The sequence below is a fragment of the Liquorilactobacillus sp. genome (genome assembly GCF_047719775.1).
GTDB lineage: Bacteria > Bacillota > Bacilli > Lactobacillales > Lactobacillaceae > Liquorilactobacillus.
In genome coordinates this window covers 123,558-143,757 of the sequence record NZ_JBDNTS010000006.1, presented here as the reverse complement: position 1 = coordinate 143,757, position 20,200 = coordinate 123,558, and the positions used below count along the sequence as shown (strand labels likewise).

Sequence of the window (20,200 nt, the reverse complement as noted above, 5' to 3'; positions counted from 1 at the left end):
TAGAGCATCCGCCTTCTAAGCGGACGGTCGAGAGTTCGAATCTCTCCCGCGCCATTCTTGTGTTAACTAGACGAAGACTTGGACATTTTTATGTTGCAAGCCTTTTTTATCTATTAAAGTAATTGACGCAAGATGAAAAATCTGCTATGATTCTAATGTTGTATTTGTGCATGCCACAACTGCAACCGCACATGGCCAGTTCATAAGAGTCAGTTGACCACTCAGTCATGGCGAGTCTAAGTAAAACTAAGGAGGTGCACATAATATGTACGCAATTATTAAAACTGGCGGCAAGCAACTTAAGGTTGAAGCCGGACAAGCAATCTATGTTGAAAAATTGACTGCAGAAGCAGGCGAAAAAGTAACATTTGATCAAGTTGTTTTAGTAGGTGGAGAAAACACTACTGTTGGTAAGCCATTTGTTGATGGTGCAACTGTTACAGGAACTGTTGAAAAACAGGGTCGTGCTAAGAAAGTCGTTACTTTCAAGTACAAACCAAAGAAACATTCACATACAAAACAAGGTCATCGTCAACCATATACAAAGGTTGTTATTGATACAATTAATGCATAATTATTGAGGTGAGTTTGAATGATAAAAGCTTCTTTTATTTACAGGAAGAACCGATTAATCGGTTTTAAAATTAAAGGACATGCTGAGTCAGGAGAATATGGCCAAGATATTGTGTGTGCAGCTGTTTCAACCTTGTCAATTAGTACAGTAAACGGTCTTGAGCAACTTGCGAAGGCTAAGCTGTATGTTGACTCTGATGAACTAGATGGCGGATTTATGCGGGCACAGCTCGATGATTCTGCCATTGATAATGAGGCTGCACAGTTGTTACTAGCTAATTTTAAATTAGGTATTAGTGATGTGGCGACAAGCTATTCTGATTATATTAAGATTATAGAAGATAAAAGCTAGGGAGGTGCACTAACTATGTTAATGAATTTACAATTTTTCGCTCATAAAAAGGGTGGCGGTTCGACTTCTAACGGACGCGACTCAGAATCAAAACGTTTAGGTGCTAAGCGTGCTGATGGGCAGCTTGTTTCTGGTGGTTCAATTCTTTATCGTCAACGTGGAACTCGTATTTATCCAGGTGTTAATGTTGGTATGGGTGGTGACGACACACTATTCGCTAAAGTTGAAGGTGTTGTTCGTTTCGAGCGTAAAGGTCGTGACAAGAAGCAAGTATCTGTTTACCCTGTGGCTGAATAGATTAAATAAAGCTTTTGATATAAGATCAATACGGAACGTTATGTTTTGTATTGATCTTTTTTTTATTTTTTTCAATGATGGGAGGATTTTTTAATGAGTTCAAAAAGGGTTGCAAATTTGCGTGAGTTAATGACAAAAATGAGTATCGACAGTTTTTTGGTAACAGAGCCACTTAACATTTATTATTTAAGTGGCTTCACAGGGGATGATGGTTTGCTGTTAGTCACAGAGAATAACCAATACTTAATTACTGATGACCGTTTTGGACAACAAGTTAAGGCAAATCATTCTGATTGGAAGTTCTGTAATACCCGTAATTATTTGAAAACAGCTTGTGAACTTGTTGAAAAAGAACATTTGGTAGCGATGGCCTTCGAGGATGTAATTTCGTATCAAAATTATGATTTTATTGATGAAAATTCTTCTTCTGATATTGTCCCGGTTTCTGCAGTTATTGAGAATTTGCGTGCAGTTAAAGATCAGGATGAAATCAATAAAATTCGTGAGTCTTGTAAGATTGCAGGCAAAGGATATGAGTTCATGCTGCAAAATATTCATGTGGGTCAAAGCGAGTTGGAATTATCTAATGAGATTGACTATTTCATGAAAAAGAATGGAACAGAAGAAAAATCTTTTGAAACGATTGTTGCAAGTGGTGAGCGAACAACTTGGCCACATGGGACAGCAACTGCAAAACTTTTGGAAGATGGGGATTTAATTACAGTTGATTTTGGTTACTATTATCAGCACTATACTTCCGATGTTACTAGAACTTTTTCACTAGGAAAACAGTCGCAGAAGGTGCAAGATATGTATCAGATTGTTTTGGAAGCTGAGCGCAGGACAATTGAAGCAATAAAACCAGGAATAAGCGGAAGGGAGTTAGACGAAGTTGGCCGCGGCTTTATTGAAAAAAAGGGATATGGCAAATACTTTAATCATGGAATGGGCCATGGAATCGGGCTAGATATTCATGAATTGCCAAATGTTGGTTCACGTTTTCCAGATATTATGGAGTCAGGCCATATCGTGACGATTGAACCGGGGATATATGTTCCAGGAACGGCAGGTATTCGAATTGAGGATGATATTTTAGTTACGGAAACTGGTTTTGAAATTTTAACTGCTTTTCCAAGAAATTACCACGCGATTTAGGATAAACTTGCTTTTTTATACTAAGTGTTGCTATTATAAAATATATTCTGACAGTCTGGGAATTTTTATGCACTGATTATGGTAAAATAATTTCAAGAGTAACTGACTGGAGATATAATTCGTAGGAGGATTACAATGATTTCAGTAAATGAGTTTAAAAATGGATTGACAATTTTGGTTGACGGTGAAATTTGGCGTGTTATCGAATTTCAGCATGTTAAGCCAGGTAAGGGTTCAGCCTTTGTGCGTTCGAAGCTTAAAAATTTGCGGAGTGGTGCGGTTCAAGAAAAAACTTTCCGTGCAGGTGAAAAGGTTGAAAGAGCACAAATCGATAACAAGAAGATGCAATATTTGTATGCTGATGGTACTAGCCATGTGTTCATGGATATGGAAACATACGAACAATTGGAGTTACCAGAAGAACGTGTTAAAGATGAATTAAACTATTTAAAAGAAAACATGGTAATAAGTATCATCATGTTTGGTACAGAGACACTTGGTGTTGATTTACCAAATACGGTAGATCTTAAAGTTAAGGCTACAGAACCAGGAATTAAGGGGGACACTGCTTCAGGTGGATCTAAGCCAGCTACTCTTGAGACTGGTCTGGTGGTTCAGGTTCCATTCTTTATTAATGAAGAGGATGTACTAACGATCAATACGCAAGATGGCAGTTATATTTCTCGTGCCTAAATCAAAGGAGGTTTCGATGATGGCAGAAAATAATAACATTATTATAGAAAGTAAGGAAGCAACACTGGGACAGATTGAGGTTGCACCCGAAGTAATCGAAGTAATTATTGGGATTGCTGCAAAACAAGTTGAGGGTGTCTATTCGATGCGCGGTTCGCTTGCTAATAGTGTAAATGAACTTTTTGGGCGTAAAAGTCGTGGTAAAGGTGTTAAACTCGGTCAATCACTTGAAACGTTGACTGTTGAAATCTATGTTTTCTTGAATTACGGAGTTTCAGTGCCTAAGGTTGCATCTGAAATTCAAGAAAAGGTTAAGCAGCAGCTGTTATTTATGACAGGATTAGAATTAGCAGCAGTAGATGTCTATGTTCAAGGAGTCGTTCCCGAGAAACAAGGTCCAACTCTTGATCTTGACAACTTATTTGCTGAGAAAAATGGTGACGCGAAGTGACTATGAGTAGACATGAGATGCGCAAAATTGCTTTTCAAATGTTATTTGCAATGGAGAGTAATCAGGATATTACTGTTGATGAGCTATTTCATCAGGTTAGAGATGATGAGGATGAAGTTGCACAAGTGGTGCCAGATTATGTTCGTATTTTAGTTACAGGTATTAATAAAAATAAAGTGGACATTGATGCGACCATTCAAAAATTTTTGGGCAAGGACTGGACTTTTGCTCGTCTTAACAAGACAGATGTAATTGTTTTGCGCTTGGCAATTTTTGAAATTCAAAATATTGATGATATTCCAGGCAGGGTTGCTTTAAACGAGGCTTTGGAGTTAGCAAAAGAGTTCAGTGATGAGAAGTCACGTCGCTTTGTTAATGGTGTACTTTCGAACTTGGTTTCATAGGATATGGTCTAGCTTAAGTTAGCGCAATAGCTAATTTAACTATGATAATATTAATAGTTAAATTTTAAACATCTAGCTTATTAGAATACTAGGTGTTTTTTGGTTGTACGAAGATTGAAAAAACGAATTATATGAAAGAGTAGTCTCTTCAAAAAATTTACCAAATATAAAAAATAAGATTCTGGAAGTATCTTTTTGTCCACGTTAGTTGTAGCAATTTAACATTTTTTTTGCTAATTATAATTGAACATTTTGATGAAAAGCTAGTTAGGTATGCTAAAATGGAATGCAGGTATGAGCATTAAATTGTTCAATAATTACATAAGTTAGGATGAATGATGATGACTGAAATTCTAGATGGACGTATACTTTCATATAAAATCAGACAGCAATTAAAGCAGCGAATAACTCGGCTGCAAGAGCATAAAGTTATTCCAGCACTAGCCGTTGTTTTAGTTGGTTCTGATAACGCTAGCCAAATATATGTACGCAACAAGCACCGTGCAGCGGCAGAAGTTGGACTCACAACATATGACTTCAAACTACCAGAAACAGTGACAGAAGAAGCTCTCTTAGCGCTGATTGCTAAGCTGAATGTTGATTCTTCCATTCATGGAATCTTAGTACAATTGCCCTTACCACGACAGATTAATGCTGCAAAAGTAACTGCGGCGATTGATCCAGCAAAGGATGTTGATGGATTTCATCCCCTAAATATTGGACAGCTTTTTCTTAATAATCCACAGTCGCTGCCTTGCACACCGCATGGGATTATGAGGTTATTGGCAGAACATCAGATTGATGTTGCAAGTAAGCATGCAGTTATCGTTGGCCGTAGTAATATCGTTGGTCGTCCTATTGCTGCGTTATTATTAAATGCAGATGCAACTGTTACAATTACCCATAGTAAAACCGTTAATTTACGTGAATTGACAAGGCAAGCAGACATTCTGATTGTTGCAACGGGCCGCGCCGAATTTATTAAACGCGCGGATGTTAAACCAGGTGTGGTTGTAGTTGATGTTGGAATGAATCGCGATGCTACAGGTAAGCTGGTTGGAGATGTCGATTTTACAGAAGTCGCGCCAGTCGCTGCAGCGATTACACCTGTTCCTGGAGGTGTGGGACCGATGACGATTGCGATGTTATTAGAACAAACAGTTAAATTTGCGGAAAGACAAATTGGGGGGTAAAAATTGTCAGAAAAAACGTACTTAACAGTGAGTTCATTGACAAAATATCTTAAGCGAAAATTTGATGCAGATCCTTATTTGGGTAAAGTTTATTTAACAGGAGAAATTTCAAATTATCGGCCGCGACTTAATGCTCATCAGTATTTCAGTCTCAAAGATGAGCATGCAAAAATAAATGCGATTATGTTCAAATCTGCCTTTGAGAAGGTTAAATTCAAGCCAGAAGAAGGAATGAAAGTCCTCGTAGTTGGTCGAATATCACTTTACGAAGCAAGTGGCGGCTACCAGATATATATTGAAAGAATGGAACCTGATGGCGTTGGCGCTTTGTATCAAGCTTATGAGCAATTAAAGAAAAAGCTTGCCGCGGAAGGTTTATTTGGTGTTGAAAAAAAATTATTACCACTTTTTCCACAGAAAATAGCGGTAATTACGAGTTCGTCTGGGGCAGTCATTAAGGATATAATGACGACTGTCAGGCGACGTTATCCAATTGCTCAGATTGTTTTGTTTCCAGCACTTGTCCAAGGAGAGAGTGCTGCCGCAGATATCGTTGCACGAATTCAGCAAGTCCAAGAAATTGGCACTTTTGATACATTAATAATTGGTCGCGGCGGTGGTTCTATTGAAGATTTATGGCCGTTTAATGAGGAGATAGTCGCACGAGCTATTTTTGAATGTCAGATCCCGATAATCTCTTCAGTAGGCCATGAAACTGATACGACAATTGCAGATTTAGTGGCGGATGTCAGAGCTGCTACACCAACTGCCGCAGCAGAGTTGGCGGTACCAGTCCTAAGTGATGAAATTTTGAAAATTGAACAATTAAGAATCAGATTGCTGCAAAATCTGCAATCTAGGATTAAGTTAAAACAACAATTGGTTAACAAATTAATTAATTCATATGTTTTTCAACAGCCTGGTCGGCTCTATGAAGGTTATCTGCAAAAGATTGATTATCTTAAGAAGCGTGCCCAACAAGCACTTCAGCAAAGAATAACTGAACATGAAAGAGCTGCTAGATCTGTAATGCAAAGACTACAAAATCAAGCACCTTTTGAAACTCTTCATTTGTATGATTCGAAAGTTGAATATTTAACACGACAGCTTGACCGAGCAATTGGTGACTATGTTCAAAAGAATGAGCAGAGACTGGCGAAGGCGATTTCAGGCTTGGATATGTTAAGTCCATTGAAAATTATGGGTCGAGGGTATAGTTATATATCTAATAATGAACAAAAAATTATAAAGTCTATCGTACAACTCAACACGGATGAGGTAATAGATATTCATCTGCAAGATGGCAATGTGCAAGCAAAGGTGATGGAATTAAGGAGGGCAGACAATAATGGCTGAAAAAAAGAATTTTGAAGATAATTTGAAAGACTTGGAAGAAATCGTGCAAAAACTCGAGCAAGGTGATGTACCTTTGGAACAGGCGTTAGAACAATTTCAGAGAGGTGTTTCTCTTAGTAATGAATTGCAAAAAACACTGGAGAATGCTGAAAAAACACTTGCAAAAGTGATGGATAAAGATGGAAATGAAGCAGATTTTGAAAGAGATACAGCTAATGAATAAAAGAATGCAGGCTTTTCAAAGCAAGAATTTGCCAAGGCTTGAAAAAAAAATTGCAGAATTTTTAAATGGTTTATCCGCAGAAAGAACTTTAAAAGATGCGATGACTTATTCTGTCGCAATTGGTGGGAAAAGAATACGGCCGCTCATAATTATGGCGCTTTGCTCGTTTTATAATAGACCAATCGATGATGATGTACTAGCAGTTGCGGGAAGTCTTGAACTACTACATACATATTCACTGATTCATGATGATTTACCAGAAATGGATAATGATGATTTACGTAGGGGAAAAGCAACAAATCATAAGGTTTTCGGTCAAGCTGAAGCGGTTTTAGCAGGTGATGGATTATTAACTCTTGCATTTGATTGGATTACAAGAACTGGACTAGACTCAAAAAGTAAGGTAGATCTAATAACTGCTTTAGCTAAGGCTGCCGGACCTGAAGGCATGGTTAGTGGCCAGGTTGCAGATATAGAGGGTGAACATAAGACTCTGGAGCTTGAACAACTAAAGAAAGTTCATGAACTAAAAACGGGCGCTTTATTAAAATATGCTTGCCAGGCTGGAGGAATACTTAGTAAAACAGAAAAAAAGGAATTCGATTTACTGGTGGATTTTGGTGCTACTTTTGGTCTTGCCTTTCAGATATATGATGACATATTGGATGTGGTTTCAACAACAAAAGAGATGGGGAAGGCAGTCCATAAGGACAAAGGCGAGAATAAAAACACGTATCCAGTTATTTTAGGGCTTGATGGTGCTTATCAGAGTCTAAGTCAAGCAGTTGAAGATGCGCGTGAAGTATTGGTAAGGTTAAATGCTGATGACAGTGTTTTAGCGGATTTTCTAGAATATTTCGAGAGAAAGGATAATTAATGAAAAAGGAACGAGTTGATGTATTACTTGTACAGCAAGGTCTTTTTGAGACGCGTGAACAAGCAAAGCGGGCTGTAATGGCTGGAGAAGTATTAGGAGAAAACGAAGAACGTTTAGATAAACCTGGAATGAAAATTAATATTGAAACTGAATTACATTTTAAGGGTAAGAAGATGCCTTATGTGAGTCGAGGTGGCTATAAGCTTGAGAAGGCTCTCAGGGTTTTTGATGTAGAAGTTAAGGACAAAACCGTCCTTGATATTGGGTCTTCTACTGGCGGTTTTACAGATGTTGCATTACAAAATGGCGCGAAAATAAGCTATGCGTTAGATGTTGGAACTAATCAATTGGCTTGGAAGATTAGACAAGACCCGCGTGTTATTGTAATGGAAAATACGAATTTTAGGTATAGTAAACCAGAAGATTTTACTAACGGGTTACCAGAATTTGCTACGATAGATGTTTCTTTCATTTCGCTTGAATTAATTTTACCGCCACTACATGCAATTTTACAAAGTTCGGGTGATGTAGTTGCCTTGATTAAACCACAGTTTGAAGCTGGAAAGGCTAATGTTGGGAAAAATGGGATTGTTAGAGATAAGAAAGTTCACTTAGCAGTTTTGAATAAGATTATCAACTTTGCTCTAGCTGCAGGCTTCGATGTTTGTGGCATTGATTTTTCTCCCATTACAGGTGGCACGGGTAATATCGAATTTATTTGTCATTTGAAAAAAGTCGTTAACAAGGGTGTAAATAGGGCTAAAATTGACAATCAAGAATTAATTGAAGCAGCATATATAACTTTTGGCAAATAATCATTAATTTTTATAAGCTTTTTCTTTAATATTTATTCAAAATAGGCTATTATAATAATAAATTATGAATAAATGTGGGGGATTGGTGATTGAGATGCGTAAACAAGAGCGACAAAAGGCGATAAAAGATTTGTTATTACAGTATAGTATTGATAGACAAGAAGACATCGTTAAGCTTTTGAAAGAACAAGGGATTGATGTCACACAAGCAACGATTTCACGTGATGTAAAGGAAATGCAGCTAATTAAGTTGCCCTCTTCAACTGGTGAATACCAATACAGTCTGCCAACGGAGAAGAAACTAAATTCAGAAAAAAAATTACGAAATACACTGAAAGATGCATATTTATCCTCACGTATTCAGAATGAATTCTTACTGATTAAGGTTTCGCCAGGGAATGGTCCGGTAATAGCAAGTTTAATTGATCAGATGCGTTATGAAGAAATTTTTGGTACTATCGGTGATGATGATACGGTTTTAGTAATTGCAAAATCTGTTAATGAGGCAAAAGCAGCGCAGGAATTAGTCCTTGAGATGACCAATTAACAAAGGAATGATAAGATGTTACGCGAATTAATGATTAGAGATTTCGCCATCATTGAAAAACTTGATATTAATTTTGAATCTAAGATGACAGTTTTGACTGGTGAAACAGGTGCTGGTAAGTCAATAGTAATTGATGCTCTAGGACTCCTAGCTGGTAGTAGAGGTTCACAAGAATTTATTCGCAAAGGAGCTAACAAAGCAATTTTACAGGGCTTATTTGGTTTACCAAAAAACGTCAAAATAAAGCACGACGTAGAGAGTTTTGGAATTACAGCGGACGAGGATGTCTTAATTATTCAACGGGAACTTTATCGTAATGGTAGAAGTGTCTGTCGTATTAATAATACATTAGTAACACTCACAGCTTTGAAAAAAATTGGGAATCAACTTATAGATATTCATGGACAAAATGAGCATCAGATGTTGATGAATTCAGAGAATCATATCGGTCTTTTGGATCAATACAATCAAAAAACTACAGATTTAAAAGTTAAATATAACAAATTATTTGAAGCTTATCGTGAGAAGCTAAGAATTCTAAAAAAAAAGCAATCTGATGAACAAAAGTGGGCTCAAAGATTAGACATGCTACAGTTTCAGGTTCAAGAGATTACCGAAGCTAATCTTGTTTTGGGAGAGGATGCAGATTTAGAAATTAAAAAGCAAAAGCTCGAAAATTTTCAAACTATTCGTGATGCTTTGTCACAAAGTTATGAACTTCTTTCTGGAGAAGAAGCTGATTTTCTAGGACACTTGGGGGATGCTGTCGAAGCAACTCAAAAAGTAGGTAATTTATCCGAGGACTTGCATAATATTGCAGATAATCTGTCGAGTGCATTCTATACTTTGCAAGATGCCGCACATGATATTTCGAACGAGTTAGACGTAATGGAATGGAACGAGGATGAGCTAAACCAGACGAATCAAAGACTGGAAGTAATCAAGCAACTTGAACATAAGTATGGTAATTCAATTGAAAAGGTTTTGGATTATTATAATAAGATTGAAAGAGAATTAGCACAGATGCAAAGTGCAGATGAAGATAGCGAGATTCAACAAAAAGCTGTTGATAAAGCCTATAGCGAAGCATTGGCGACAGCAAAAAAATTGAGTCATGAAAGAACGAGGGCTGCAAAAAAATTATCAAATGCAGTCGAAATGCAATTGAAATCACTTTATATGGATCAAGCTAGGTTTGAAGTACACTTTGGAACTGATAAGACGGTATTAGCAAGTGATGGAATCGATCGTGTGGAATTTTATATTCAAACTAATCAAGGAGAAGCTAGTGGACCATTGGCAAAAATTGCATCCGGTGGTGAACTTTCGCGTATTATGTTGGCATTAAAGACGATTTTTTCGCAAGATCGAAACTTGACAAGCATTATTTTTGACGAAGTTGATACCGGAGTTAGCGGAAGAGTCGCTCAAGCAATGGCTGAGAAAATTAGTCAAATTGCGCAATTATCCCAAGTCCTATGTATCACACATTTACCACAAGTAGCTGCGATTAGTAATCATCATTATCTTGTTACTAAAGAGGTAATCAAGGGTCGAACTGAGACGAACATTGAAAAATTGAACGAAGAAAAAAGAATTACTGAAATTGCAAGAATGTTAGCTGGAACAGAAATCACGAAGCTGACAATGGAACATGCCAAAGAATTACTTGAAATGGCAAAAAAAGTGCGCACTTAAAAATACCACCTTCCAAAATCTGAGTAAGAACTAATTTTGGAAGGTGATATTTTTAAGTGTGAATATTGTTTTATAGTTATGAAATAAGGTTGCGGTATAACCCGACAACTTTACCAAGAATTAATACTGAATCAAGAATAATGGGAGCCATCGTATCATTTTCAGGCTGTAATCGATAGTAACCATCTTCTTTGAAGAAACGTTTGCAGGTTGCTTCATCATCATCGTTCATCGCAATTACAATCTCACCGTTTTCTGCACTTTCTTGTTTGCGAATGATAACACGATCACCATTCAATATTCCAGCGTTAATCATACTTTCACCACGAATGGTCAAAATAAAAAGGTTATCAGAGGAATTAAAGTCAGGTGGCAGTGGAAAGTATTCAGATGCTTCTTCCACGGCAAGAATTGGCATACCAGCTGTAACCGTTCCAAGCATTGGAATCGAATCTGCATGTTCTTCAATTCCTAATGCTTCTAAACCGACTGCCGTGAGTTCAATTGCACGCGGTTTTGTTGGATCTTTTTGGAGATATCCTTTTTTTTCAAGTCGTGCTAGATGCCCATGTACAGTGGAAGTTGATGATAAATCAACAGCTTGGCAGATTTCACGAACTGTCGGCGGATATCCCTTTTCATTGACTCGTTCATAAATGAAACGTAGAACTGCCATTTGTCTTTTTTCAGAAGCTTTTGTCATTTACGACACCTCAATCACATTATTAATAAAATAACTCTAACACAAATAAATATACATTACAAACAAATGTTCGTATTAGATGTTTGAAAATTATTATTTGTTAATGTATGATTAGTCTATTCAATAATAATCAGTAGTGAGGTAATGAAATGGCAGGTAAAATTTCACAGGAACTCATTAATCGAATTAATGAACTTTCGAAGAAGAAAAAAAGGATTGGTTTGACAAAAGAAGAATTAATTGAGCAAAAGAGCCTTAGGGAGGATTATTTGGCTGCTTTTCGAGCAACTTTTCGCAGTAATGTGGAAATGTTACAAGTTTTTAATAAAGATAGCAATGAAGTTACACCTGAAAAGGTCAAGAAAATTCAAAGAAAAAAAGGATTACGTGATGATTAGCCAAGTTTGAGCTTTATTTTTACTTAAAGATTGTGTAGAATTGTTATTTGAAACGACATGAAAGGAGCAATTCGTGATGTCAACCACAATTTGGGTGTTAATCGTTATCCTTGCGCTTGTCTTAGGCTTTGTTGGTGGATTCTTCGCTGCCCGTAAATATATGGAAAGCTATTTGAAGAAAAACCCGCCAATCAACGAAACAATGTTGAAGACAATGATGCTCCAGATGGGCCAAAAGCCTTCTGAGAAAAAACTTCATCAGATGATGAACGCAATGAAGTCACAAAACACGAAGAAATAAAAAAGTGCGGCGTGAGTCAGAGTTAAGATGACTCAACATAAAAAAGAAGCTCTGCCGAAACGTTTTGTTTTGGTAGAACTCCTTTTTTATTTAAACTAATTCTTAGTCTTAGTCTAAGTACCAATGACCCTATGATTTGCTCTTATCGATATAAACATAGTCTGGATTAATTTGTGTATCCAGTTTTTTGAATGATGAAGTCATTTCTGCAAGAATTGCTTGCTGTTGCTCATCTGTCAGTTTTTTGCGCGCATTGATAATAATCGGATCACCAAAAGCAACTGTAATTTTCCTTCTTTTAAGCAACCCCTTTGTTGTTGTAGGGCCTTGATAGACAGCAGGAATAATTGGAACACCTGCTAAACGTGCAATTAGCAAAACACCGCCCTTTAAACTTTGAGAGTGTCTTGTTCCAGAAGGAAACATGATTAAAGAAATATCACGTTTTTTAAGCCAATTGACAGGTGTTTTGATTACAGAAGGGCTTGGGTTTTTGCGATCAACTGGGAATGCATTAGCATGGACCAGAATATAACGCAAAATTGGATTTTTAAACAATTCCTTCTTTGACATAAAAGAGAACTTCTTTGGTGCCGCGCCCAATGCAAAATAAATCATGTCAAACCAGGCACGATGAGGCCCAACAAGTATATAATTGCCTTTTGGGAGTTTTTCTTTATTAAGATAGTGTGCATTTCCATTGATTAAAAACACTATCCCACGTGCTACAATACGAATAAATGAATAGAACATCACGAGACATTCCTTTCTTAACAAATTATTTCAATGATAAGTATGCCTAATTTTGTGATGACATGCAAGTTAAAATGAAGGTGATATTAAAATGAAGCTTTACGAAAACGAACGAATTGACAGACTGTATTCAAATGAAGTTGGGATTATTCAAAGCGCAGATGTGTTTTCTTTTTCTCTTGATGCTGTTTTATTAGCGTCGTTTACTAGTGGATTACGAAAAAAAGAAGGAAGATTAGTTGATCTGTGTGCTGGAAATGGGGCAGTTGGGCTCTTTTTAACAAAAAAAGTGACTGGTCAAATCATCGGGGTCGAAGTTCAGGACCGTTTAGCAGATATGGCAAAGAGAAGCATCGAACTTAACGATTTAGAAGATAGAGTTCAGATATTAAATATTGATTTGGATAAAGCAACTGAATTCATAAAAAAAGATTCGGTTGACATTGTGACTTGCAATCCACCATATTTCTCAAATCTGCCCACTAGTAAAAAAAATGATAATCCTTATTTGGCGATTGCACGTCATGAAATTTCTGTGAACCTTGAGCGAATTATTGAAGTTGCAAGTGATTTACTGAAGATGAATGGTAAAGCATATTTTATACATCGACCGGAAAGAGCAGCTGAAATCTTCGAATTAATGAGAAAACATCGACTCGCACCTAAAAAAGTACAGTTAGTTCATCCAAAAGCAGGAAAAGAAGCAAACATGATTTTGATTGAAGCAATTAAGGATGGGCGACCAAATGGTATCAGATTTATGCCAGCTATTATAGTATACAAAGACTCTGATGAATATACACCGTTATTGAGGGAGATTCTGTATGGAAAAAGTGAATAAAAACTATTTTTTTTATGTTTTGTTATGTGCTGATTTTACGCTATATGGGGGATTCACTAATGATATGAATCATCGACTGGCTGTTCACAACGCTGGAAAGGGTGCAAAATATACACGGTTAAAAAGCAGACGACCAGTGCAACTCTTATATCATGAAGCTTTTGATAATAAATCAGATGCGTTAAGGGCTGAATATGCATTCAAGCATCAATTGCGAAAGCAAAAATTAAAGTATCTTGAAGAGCATGGAATTAATATTAAAAAGCTTAAAAAATAAATGGCATTGCTAAATAGGAGCATTGAAGTTATTTTTCATGCTACAATGATAGATGGACAAAGATATTATTTTCTTGAGTAGAAGAAAGGTAGCTTAGTAATTAGTTTCTTCTGTCCCACCGTAGAATAGTGATATTTAATTTGGAGGTTCATGATGAAGTTTATAGCTTTTAATGTACGTGAAGATGAAGAAAAGTATTTTGTTCAATGGGAGAAAGAAACTGGTAATGAAGTTTTACGTTTACCAGATATGTTAGACATGAATTCTGTTGACAAAATTAAGGGGTTTGATGGAGTTCTAGCACTCCAAACAGGTACCTATCCAGATGAGATGTTTATTAAGTTCAAAGAGTTTGGTATTAAAGTATTTTCTATCCGTAATGTTGGCGTGGATAATATCAACCTTGATGCAGCAAGAAAAAATGGCGTAATAGTAACAAATGTTCCTGCATATTCGCCAAATGCAATTGCCGAATTTTCAGTAACTCAACTGATGCAGCTTCTTCGCAACACAACAATATTCAGAAATAAAGTTGCAAAGCAAGATTTTCGCTGGGCACCTTATGTAGGAAAAGAATTACGTTCATTGACTGTTGGTGTGGTCGGAACAGGAAGAATTGGACGAGCTGCAATTGATATTTACCGTGGATTTGGTGCAAAGGTGATTGCATATGATCTCTATCCCAATCCCGAATTGAAAAAACAAGGAATTTATGTTGGCAGTTATGATGAACTGTTTTCACAAGCTGATGTAGTTACATTGCATATGCCGGCGACGCCTAATGACTATCACTTGGTGGGTATAGAAAATCTTAACAAGATGAAGGATGGTTCGTACATTATCAATACGGCTCGTGGTGCATTAGTAGACACTGAAGCATTAATTGCGGCTTTAAAATCGGGAAAGCTCGCAGGTGCAGCACTAGATACTTATGAAAATGAAAGTGATATCTTTAATCATGATTTAAGCAATCAGAAGATAGAAGACAAAACTTTCAAGGAATTATTGTCGCTTGATAATGTTTTGGTAACGCCCCATGTTGCTTTTTACACGGAAACAGCGGTCGAGAATATGGTATTGATTGCTTTAAATAGCGCTAAAAGTGTTTGTGAGAATGGAACGGCAAATACAATTGTAAAATAAAAGAATAATTCTTGCGTTTTAATTTGAATTACGATATAATATTTCAGGTGCTTTATATTAGGCACTAATTCACACTTCGTACGATAGAAATCATATTGCTCATTTGAGTCTGATTTCAGTTGAATGCGGAGGAGGAAAAAAAATTATCGGAGGTATTTTGTATTATGGCAGTAATTAGCATGAAACAATTGCTTGAAGCTGGTGTTCATTTTGGACATCAAACACGTCGTTGGAACCCTAAGATGAAGAAGTATATCTTTACAGAACGTAATGGTATCTACATCATTGATTTACAAAAAACAGTTAAGTTAATTGATGATGCATATGACTTCATGAAGAGAGCAGCAGAAGATAACGGTGTTATTCTTTTTGTTGGTACAAAGAAACAAGCACAAGATGCAGTTGAAGAAGAAGCAAAACGCGCTGGTCAATACTTTGTAAACCATCGTTGGTTGGGTGGAACTTTAACAAACTGGGATACAATTCAAAAACGAATTAAGCGTCTTAAGGAAATTAAAGCAATGGCTGAGGATGGAACTTTCGATGTTCTTCCTAAGAAAGAAGTATCTTTGTTGCTTAAGCAAAAAGATCGTCTTGAGAAATTCTTGGGTGGAATTGAAGACATGCCTCGTATTCCAGATGCATTGTTTGTAGTTGATCCGCGTAAGGAAAGGATTGCAATCAAGGAAGCACGCAAGCTTAATATTCCTATTATTGCTATGGTTGATACAAACGCTGATCCAGATGAAATCGATGTTAAGATTCCTTCTAATGATGATGCTATCCGTGCAGTTCGCTTGATTACTGCTAAGATGGCTGATGCTATCGTCGAAGCTAATCAAGGCGAGGATGATATTGAATCCGTTGAAGAATCATTTAAAAATGCTGATGCAGTAGATTCAATCGAAGATATTGTTGAAGCTGTTGAAGGTAAAAATACTACCAAAGATGCTGAATAGTTAAATCTTAGGCTGTTTCCAACATTGGGCACATTAATGGCCTTAAAGTTAGGGACAGCCTTTTTATAATTTAGAAATAAGGAGGCCATAGTAATGGCAAAAATTTCTGCTTCTCAAGTTAAAGAATTGCGTGATAAAACAGGCGTAGGTATGATGGAGGCTAAAAAAGCTTTAGTTGCTGTCGATGGTGATATGCAAAAAGCTGTTGATTTCCTGCGTGAAAAAGGAATTGCAAAGGCGGCTAAGAAAAGTGATCGTGTTGCAGCTGAAGGTCTAGCTGATGTTGAAGTTTTCGATAACGTTGCAGCTGTTGTCGAAGTTAATGCTGAGACTGACTTTGTCGCACAAAATGCACAGTTTAAAGAACTAGTAAAGGCTGTTGCTATCAAAATTGCTGAAGCAAAACCAGCAAATATCGCAGAGGCGCTTAAAATTTCTACGGATAAAGGTACAATTAACGATGAAATCATTGAAGCAACTCAAGTTATTGGCGAAAAAATTACACTACGCCGTTTTAAATTAGTTGAGAAAACAGAAACACAAAATTTTGGTTCATATCTCCATATGGGTGGCAAGATTGCTTCACTTGTGCTTGTTGAAGGTGCTGACGAAGCAACTGCTAAAGATATTGCGATGCATGTTGCAGCAATTAATCCTAAATATGTTGACCGTAATGAAGTACCTGCTGAAGAACTTGCACATGAAAAGGAAGTTCTTACACAAGAAGCTTTGAATGAGGGCAAGCCTGAGAAAATTGTTGAGAAAATGGTCGAAGGACGCTTGAATAAATTCTTAGCAGAAATTAGTTTAACGGATCAAGAATTTGTCAAAGACCCAGACCAAACGGTTGCCAAGTATATTGCTTCAAAGGGTGGTAAGGTCATTTCATTCACTCGTTACGAAGTTGGCGAAGGTATTGAGAAAAAAGAAGATAATTTTATAGAAGAAGTTATGAATCAGGTTAAAGACTAATATTATATCGGACAACATGTTATTTAGTTTTCTATGCCTGTTGTCAAGTGGGGGATTGAAACTAATTGGTTTTGATACCCCTATTTATATGCAGTAAACTCTTTTTTTGAGATATTCAAGTTTGTCTAAGTATGATAGAATGAAGCATGAATATACTCAAGGTATGACACACAAATGATAACTATAGGAGGATCATCATGACAGATGTAAAGTATAAGCGCGTGATATTAAAGTTGAGTGGGGAAGCTCTTGCAGGTGATCAAAAAATTGGGATTAATCCTTTAGAAATCCGGAAAGTTGCTGAAGAAATCAAAGAAGTTTATGCTTTGGGTGTTCAAATTGCTATCGTGGTTGGTGGTGGCAATATGTGGCGTGGGGAAGCTGGGGCTCAGATGGGCATGGAGAGATCACAGGCAGATTACATTGGTATGTTAGGTACTGTAATGAATGCTCTTGCACTTCAAGATAACTTGGAATCATTGGATGTTCCCACTCGTGTTCAGACCTCAATTGAGATGCGTCAGATTGCAGAGCCTTATATTCGACGTAAAGCAATTCGCCATCTTGAGAAAGACAGGATAGTTATATTTGCTGCAGGAACGGGTTCACCATATTTTTCAACAGATACGACGGCTGCTTTACGTGCTTCAGAAATTAATGCAGATGTTATTTTGATGGCAAAAAACGGAGTAGATGGCATTTATTCGGCAGATCCATTAAAGGATCAGTCAGCTGTCAAGTTTTCAGAGGTTACACATCTTGATATCATTAATAAGGGGCTACAAGTCATGGATACAACCGCTTCATCACTATCTATGGACAACGATATTCCACTAGTAGTATTCAATATGAATGAACGTGGTAATATTCAAAGAGTTGTAAAGGGTGAATCAATTGGGACAACAGTGAAAGGAAAATAGACGATGAAAATAAATGATCCGATCTTAAAAAATGCACAAGAAAAAATGACAAAAGCTCAAGAAGCATTACAGCGTGAACTTGGAAACATCCGTGCGGGCCGCGCAAACGCTAGCCTTTTGAACAGAATTACGGTGGTATATTATGGTGCACCAACACCATTGAATCAAATAGCTCAGATTTCTATTCCAGAGGCACGCGTCTTAATGGTAACTCCTTATGATAAGTCATCACTCAAGGATATCGAACATGCTATTTTGGCATCAGATTTAGGAATCTCACCAGCAAATGATGGTTCAGCTATTCGTTTGGTGATTCCACAGTTGACTGAAGAGCGTCGCAAAGAAATCGCGAAAGAAGTCAAAGCTGAGGCCGAAAAAGCAAAAATAGCAGTTCGTAATGTTCGTCGTGACGCAATCGATGATCTTAAAAAAGCACAAAAAAATGGCGATTTGACTGAAGATGATTTACATAATCTAGAAGAGCAGGCACAAAAGCTTACAGACTCTTCAGTAAAGAGCGTTGATGGTATTCAGGCTGAAAAAGAAAAAGAAATTCTTGATGTTTAACGACAGCATAGTTAGTCACAGAGTACAACGGAGTGGCATGCTGGAAATTGATGATTGATATTTAATTTTCATTAATCAGTTTCCTAAGAGGCGATGCTTTTTGCTCCGTTGTTACTTTTTTGTTAAAATAAGTTTTGAACTTTAGTGGAGGTGAACTCTTGTTCTCAAAATTTATTAAAAATAATGATTTGGGGAAAACACTTCAGGAAATGGATGAAGAGCGTATTCCGCAACACATTGCTATTATTATGGATGGCAATGGACGTTGGGCCAAGAAGAGGCATTTGCCAAGAATTGCAGGACACAAGACTGCGCTAACAACTGTTAAAGAGATTACTAAAGCTGCAAGTAACTTTGGTGTCAAGGTTTTAACATTATATACTTTTTCGACAGAAAATTGGAAACGTCCCAAAAAAGAAGTTGAATTTTTAATGAGTCTACCAATTACTTTTTTTGATACCTTTGTTCCCGAATTAATTGAAAATAATATTCAAGTTAATGCAATGGGCGAGTTAGGTGAACTCCCACCTGAAACGTTAGCCGCCGTTAAGCGTGCAATTGCACAAACAAGTCATTGTACAGGAATGATTTTGAATTTTGCTATTAACTATGGTGGACGAGATGAGATAGTGGCTGCTGTAAAAAATCTGGCAGTGAAGGTTGAGAAAAAAGAATTAGTGGCTGATTCGATTAATGAAGACATGATTTCAGATGCGTTAATGACGAGAAAATTGGCAAAATTGGCAAATCCTGATTTATTGATTCGTACAAGTGGGGAGCAGAGAATTTCCAATTTTTTACTTTGGCAACTTGCATATAGTGAGTTTATTTTCAGTGATGTTTTGTGGCCTGATTATACACCTGAAGATTTGTGTGAAAATATTATAGAATATCAGAAACGTGATCGCCGTTTTGGCGGTCTAAAGAAAGGGTAATCCATCATGAAACAACGTGTAATTACGGCAGTAGTTGCTCTAATCATTTTTGTTCCGCTAGTATGGTTAGGCGGGGTATTATTTGATATATTAGCTATCTTACTGGGCCTAGTTGCATTATCTGAGATTTTGATAATGCGCAAGAAATTATTGGTATCTCCTGAAGCTGTTATTTCAATGTTAGCCGCTTTAGCAGTACTTATTCCACAAAGTTGGTTGAATTTTTTGCCTAGTGATACGACAAGATTCACTATTTTTTATTTCTTTGTGTTGATTTTATTAATGTACACTGTAATCACAAAGAATCGTTTTTCTTTTGATGATGCAGGAATGCTAATTTTGGGAACGATTTACTCATCTGTAGGATTTCATTATTTAATGCAGGCAAGGAATGTTGGTATTTCAACTGTCTTTTATCTGCTGTTGATCGTTTGGTCTACTGATAGCGGAGCATATTTGGTTGGTCGCAAATTAGGTAAAAATAAGCTTGCACCACACATTAGTCCCAACAAGACTTGGGAAGGATCAATTGGTGGCGTAATTATTGCAATAGTAATTGCGGGTGGATTCACACTAATTTATCCGCAAAATTTCGGTCTCGTATCAGTATTATTGATAACACTGATTTTATCGATTGTTGGACAAATGGGGGACTTAGTTGAATCAGCACTAAAACGTTTCTATGGGGTAAAGGATTCGGGAAGAATTTTACCAGGGCATGGGGGAATTTTAGATCGCTTTGATTCATTATTGTTTGTCTTGCCAGTTGCACACTTTATAGGGTTAATTTAAAAACA

At 36.9% G+C, this 20,200-nt stretch carries 27 protein-coding genes and 1 other annotated feature; of the genes, 25 read left to right on the top strand and 2 right to left on the bottom strand.

Annotated elements, in window-relative coordinates; genetic code table 11:
• Positions 1-173 precede the first annotated feature (173 nt).
• Positions 174-248 (top strand) — a sequence feature (ribosomal protein L21 leader region).
• 17 nt (positions 249-265) lie between these two features.
• From rplU to recN, 14 genes are all read left to right on the top strand, one after another.
• Positions 266-574, top strand: a complete 309-nt coding sequence (gene rplU, locus ABF682_RS05055) for a 50S ribosomal protein L21 (RefSeq protein ID WP_289977182.1) — start codon at positions 266-268, stop codon at positions 572-574.
• An 18-nt stretch (positions 575-592) separates the two neighbouring features.
• The gene (locus ABF682_RS05050) at positions 593-925 is read left to right on the top strand and encodes a ribosomal-processing cysteine protease Prp (RefSeq protein WP_289977181.1); all 333 of its coding nucleotides are present in this window, start codon (positions 593-595) and stop codon (positions 923-925) included.
• 21 nt (positions 926-946) lie between these two features.
• Positions 947-1,222, top strand: a complete 276-nt coding sequence (gene rpmA, locus ABF682_RS05045; protein ID WP_289977706.1) for a 50S ribosomal protein L27 — start codon at positions 947-949, stop codon at positions 1,220-1,222.
• A gap of 93 nt (positions 1,223-1,315) precedes the next feature.
• Positions 1,316-2,377: a M24 family metallopeptidase gene (locus ABF682_RS05040; protein ID WP_415619175.1), complete on the top strand. Its 1,062-nt coding sequence runs from the start codon at positions 1,316-1,318 to the stop codon at positions 2,375-2,377.
• 135 nt (positions 2,378-2,512) lie between these two features.
• Positions 2,513-3,070, top strand: a complete 558-nt coding sequence (gene efp, locus ABF682_RS05035) for an elongation factor P (RefSeq protein WP_289977179.1) — start codon at positions 2,513-2,515, stop codon at positions 3,068-3,070.
• A 19-nt stretch (positions 3,071-3,089) separates the two neighbouring features.
• Positions 3,090-3,521 (top strand): Asp23/Gls24 family envelope stress response protein, encoded by a 432-nt coding sequence (locus ABF682_RS05030; RefSeq protein ID WP_415619174.1) that lies wholly within the window; start codon positions 3,090-3,092, stop codon positions 3,519-3,521.
• A 2-nt stretch (positions 3,522-3,523) separates the two neighbouring features.
• Complete coding sequence (nusB, locus tag ABF682_RS05025) at positions 3,524-3,925, top strand: transcription antitermination factor NusB (protein WP_289977701.1); 402 nt, start codon at positions 3,524-3,526, stop codon at positions 3,923-3,925.
• A gap of 341 nt (positions 3,926-4,266) precedes the next feature.
• Positions 4,267-5,118, top strand: a complete 852-nt coding sequence (gene folD, locus ABF682_RS05020) for a bifunctional methylenetetrahydrofolate dehydrogenase/methenyltetrahydrofolate cyclohydrolase FolD (RefSeq protein ID WP_415619173.1) — start codon at positions 4,267-4,269, stop codon at positions 5,116-5,118.
• A 3-nt stretch (positions 5,119-5,121) separates the two neighbouring features.
• A complete protein-coding gene (xseA, locus tag ABF682_RS05015; RefSeq protein WP_289977177.1) occupies positions 5,122-6,474 on the top strand; it encodes an exodeoxyribonuclease VII large subunit in 1,353 nt (450 codons plus the stop codon).
• Positions 6,467-6,697 (top strand): exodeoxyribonuclease VII small subunit, encoded by a 231-nt coding sequence (locus tag ABF682_RS05010; protein WP_289977176.1) that lies wholly within the window; start codon positions 6,467-6,469, stop codon positions 6,695-6,697. The genes xseA and ABF682_RS05010 overlap by 8 nt, the downstream gene beginning before the upstream one ends.
• The gene (locus ABF682_RS05005; protein WP_415619172.1) at positions 6,690-7,574 is read left to right on the top strand and encodes a polyprenyl synthetase family protein; all 885 of its coding nucleotides are present in this window, start codon (positions 6,690-6,692) and stop codon (positions 7,572-7,574) included. The genes ABF682_RS05010 and ABF682_RS05005 overlap by 8 nt, the downstream gene beginning before the upstream one ends.
• Complete coding sequence (locus ABF682_RS05000) at positions 7,574-8,389, top strand: TlyA family RNA methyltransferase (RefSeq protein ID WP_289977171.1); 816 nt, start codon at positions 7,574-7,576, stop codon at positions 8,387-8,389. Before ABF682_RS05005 ends, ABF682_RS05000 begins: the two co-directional genes overlap by 1 nt.
• Before the next feature lie 94 nt (positions 8,390-8,483).
• Positions 8,484-8,936, top strand: coding sequence for an arginine repressor (gene argR / locus ABF682_RS04995; RefSeq protein WP_289977170.1), 453 nt, complete (start codon positions 8,484-8,486; stop codon positions 8,934-8,936).
• A gap of 15 nt (positions 8,937-8,951) precedes the next feature.
• On the top strand, positions 8,952-10,634 hold the full coding sequence (gene recN / locus ABF682_RS04990; RefSeq protein WP_415619171.1) for a DNA repair protein RecN: 1,683 nt from the start codon (positions 8,952-8,954) through the stop codon (positions 10,632-10,634).
• A gap of 76 nt (positions 10,635-10,710) precedes the next feature.
• On the opposite strand, the gene lexA is transcribed toward recN, so the two are convergent.
• Complete coding sequence (gene lexA / locus ABF682_RS04985; RefSeq protein WP_289977168.1) at positions 10,711-11,337, bottom strand: transcriptional repressor LexA; 627 nt, start codon at positions 11,335-11,337, stop codon at positions 10,711-10,713.
• 149 nt (positions 11,338-11,486) lie between these two features.
• On the opposite strand from lexA, the gene ABF682_RS04980 reads away from it, so the two are divergent.
• Both ABF682_RS04980 and ABF682_RS04975 read left to right on the top strand, forming a co-directional pair.
• Positions 11,487-11,735 (top strand): DUF896 domain-containing protein, encoded by a 249-nt coding sequence (locus ABF682_RS04980; RefSeq protein WP_415619170.1) that lies wholly within the window; start codon positions 11,487-11,489, stop codon positions 11,733-11,735.
• A 76-nt stretch (positions 11,736-11,811) separates the two neighbouring features.
• Positions 11,812-12,036, top strand: coding sequence for a YneF family protein (locus tag ABF682_RS04975; protein WP_141053728.1), 225 nt, complete (start codon positions 11,812-11,814; stop codon positions 12,034-12,036).
• 129 nt (positions 12,037-12,165) lie between these two features.
• Here the strand turns inward: ABF682_RS04975 and ABF682_RS04970 are convergent, their stop codons facing one another.
• On the bottom strand, positions 12,166-12,789 hold the full coding sequence (locus ABF682_RS04970) for a lysophospholipid acyltransferase family protein (protein ID WP_289977164.1): 624 nt from the start codon (positions 12,787-12,789) through the stop codon (positions 12,166-12,168).
• 91 nt (positions 12,790-12,880) lie between these two features.
• Between ABF682_RS04970 and ABF682_RS04965 the strand changes: the two genes are divergently transcribed.
• The 9 genes from ABF682_RS04965 to ABF682_RS04925 all read left to right on the top strand — a co-directional run bounded on the left by ABF682_RS04965 (position 12,881) and on the right by ABF682_RS04925 (position 20,195).
• Entirely contained in the window at positions 12,881-13,630 is a 750-nt protein-coding gene (locus ABF682_RS04965) for a tRNA1(Val) (adenine(37)-N6)-methyltransferase (RefSeq protein WP_415619169.1), read from the top strand.
• On the top strand, positions 13,614-13,907 hold the full coding sequence (locus tag ABF682_RS04960) for a GIY-YIG nuclease family protein (RefSeq protein WP_415619168.1): 294 nt from the start codon (positions 13,614-13,616) through the stop codon (positions 13,905-13,907). Before ABF682_RS04965 ends, ABF682_RS04960 begins: the two co-directional genes overlap by 17 nt.
• A 153-nt stretch (positions 13,908-14,060) precedes the next feature.
• Positions 14,061-15,050, top strand: coding sequence for a D-2-hydroxyacid dehydrogenase (locus ABF682_RS04955; RefSeq protein ID WP_289977160.1), 990 nt, complete (start codon positions 14,061-14,063; stop codon positions 15,048-15,050).
• 164 nt (positions 15,051-15,214) lie between these two features.
• Positions 15,215-16,009: a 30S ribosomal protein S2 gene (gene rpsB / locus ABF682_RS04950; protein WP_289977159.1), complete on the top strand. Its 795-nt coding sequence runs from the start codon at positions 15,215-15,217 to the stop codon at positions 16,007-16,009.
• A gap of 93 nt (positions 16,010-16,102) precedes the next feature.
• The gene (gene tsf, locus ABF682_RS04945; protein ID WP_289977158.1) at positions 16,103-16,981 is read left to right on the top strand and encodes a translation elongation factor Ts; all 879 of its coding nucleotides are present in this window, start codon (positions 16,103-16,105) and stop codon (positions 16,979-16,981) included.
• 197 nt (positions 16,982-17,178) lie between these two features.
• Entirely contained in the window at positions 17,179-17,901 is a 723-nt protein-coding gene (pyrH, locus tag ABF682_RS04940; RefSeq protein WP_289977157.1) for a UMP kinase, read from the top strand.
• A 3-nt stretch (positions 17,902-17,904) separates the two neighbouring features.
• Complete coding sequence (gene frr, locus ABF682_RS04935) at positions 17,905-18,468, top strand: ribosome recycling factor (RefSeq protein ID WP_289977156.1); 564 nt, start codon at positions 17,905-17,907, stop codon at positions 18,466-18,468.
• 209 nt (positions 18,469-18,677) lie between these two features.
• Positions 18,678-19,403 carry an isoprenyl transferase gene (locus tag ABF682_RS04930; RefSeq protein WP_415619178.1) on the top strand — a complete coding sequence of 242 codons (726 nt, stop codon included), beginning with the start codon at positions 18,678-18,680 and terminating at the stop codon, positions 19,401-19,403.
• A gap of 6 nt (positions 19,404-19,409) precedes the next feature.
• Positions 19,410-20,195, top strand: coding sequence for a phosphatidate cytidylyltransferase (locus ABF682_RS04925; RefSeq protein ID WP_289977154.1), 786 nt, complete (start codon positions 19,410-19,412; stop codon positions 20,193-20,195).
• Positions 20,196-20,200 lie beyond the last annotated feature (5 nt).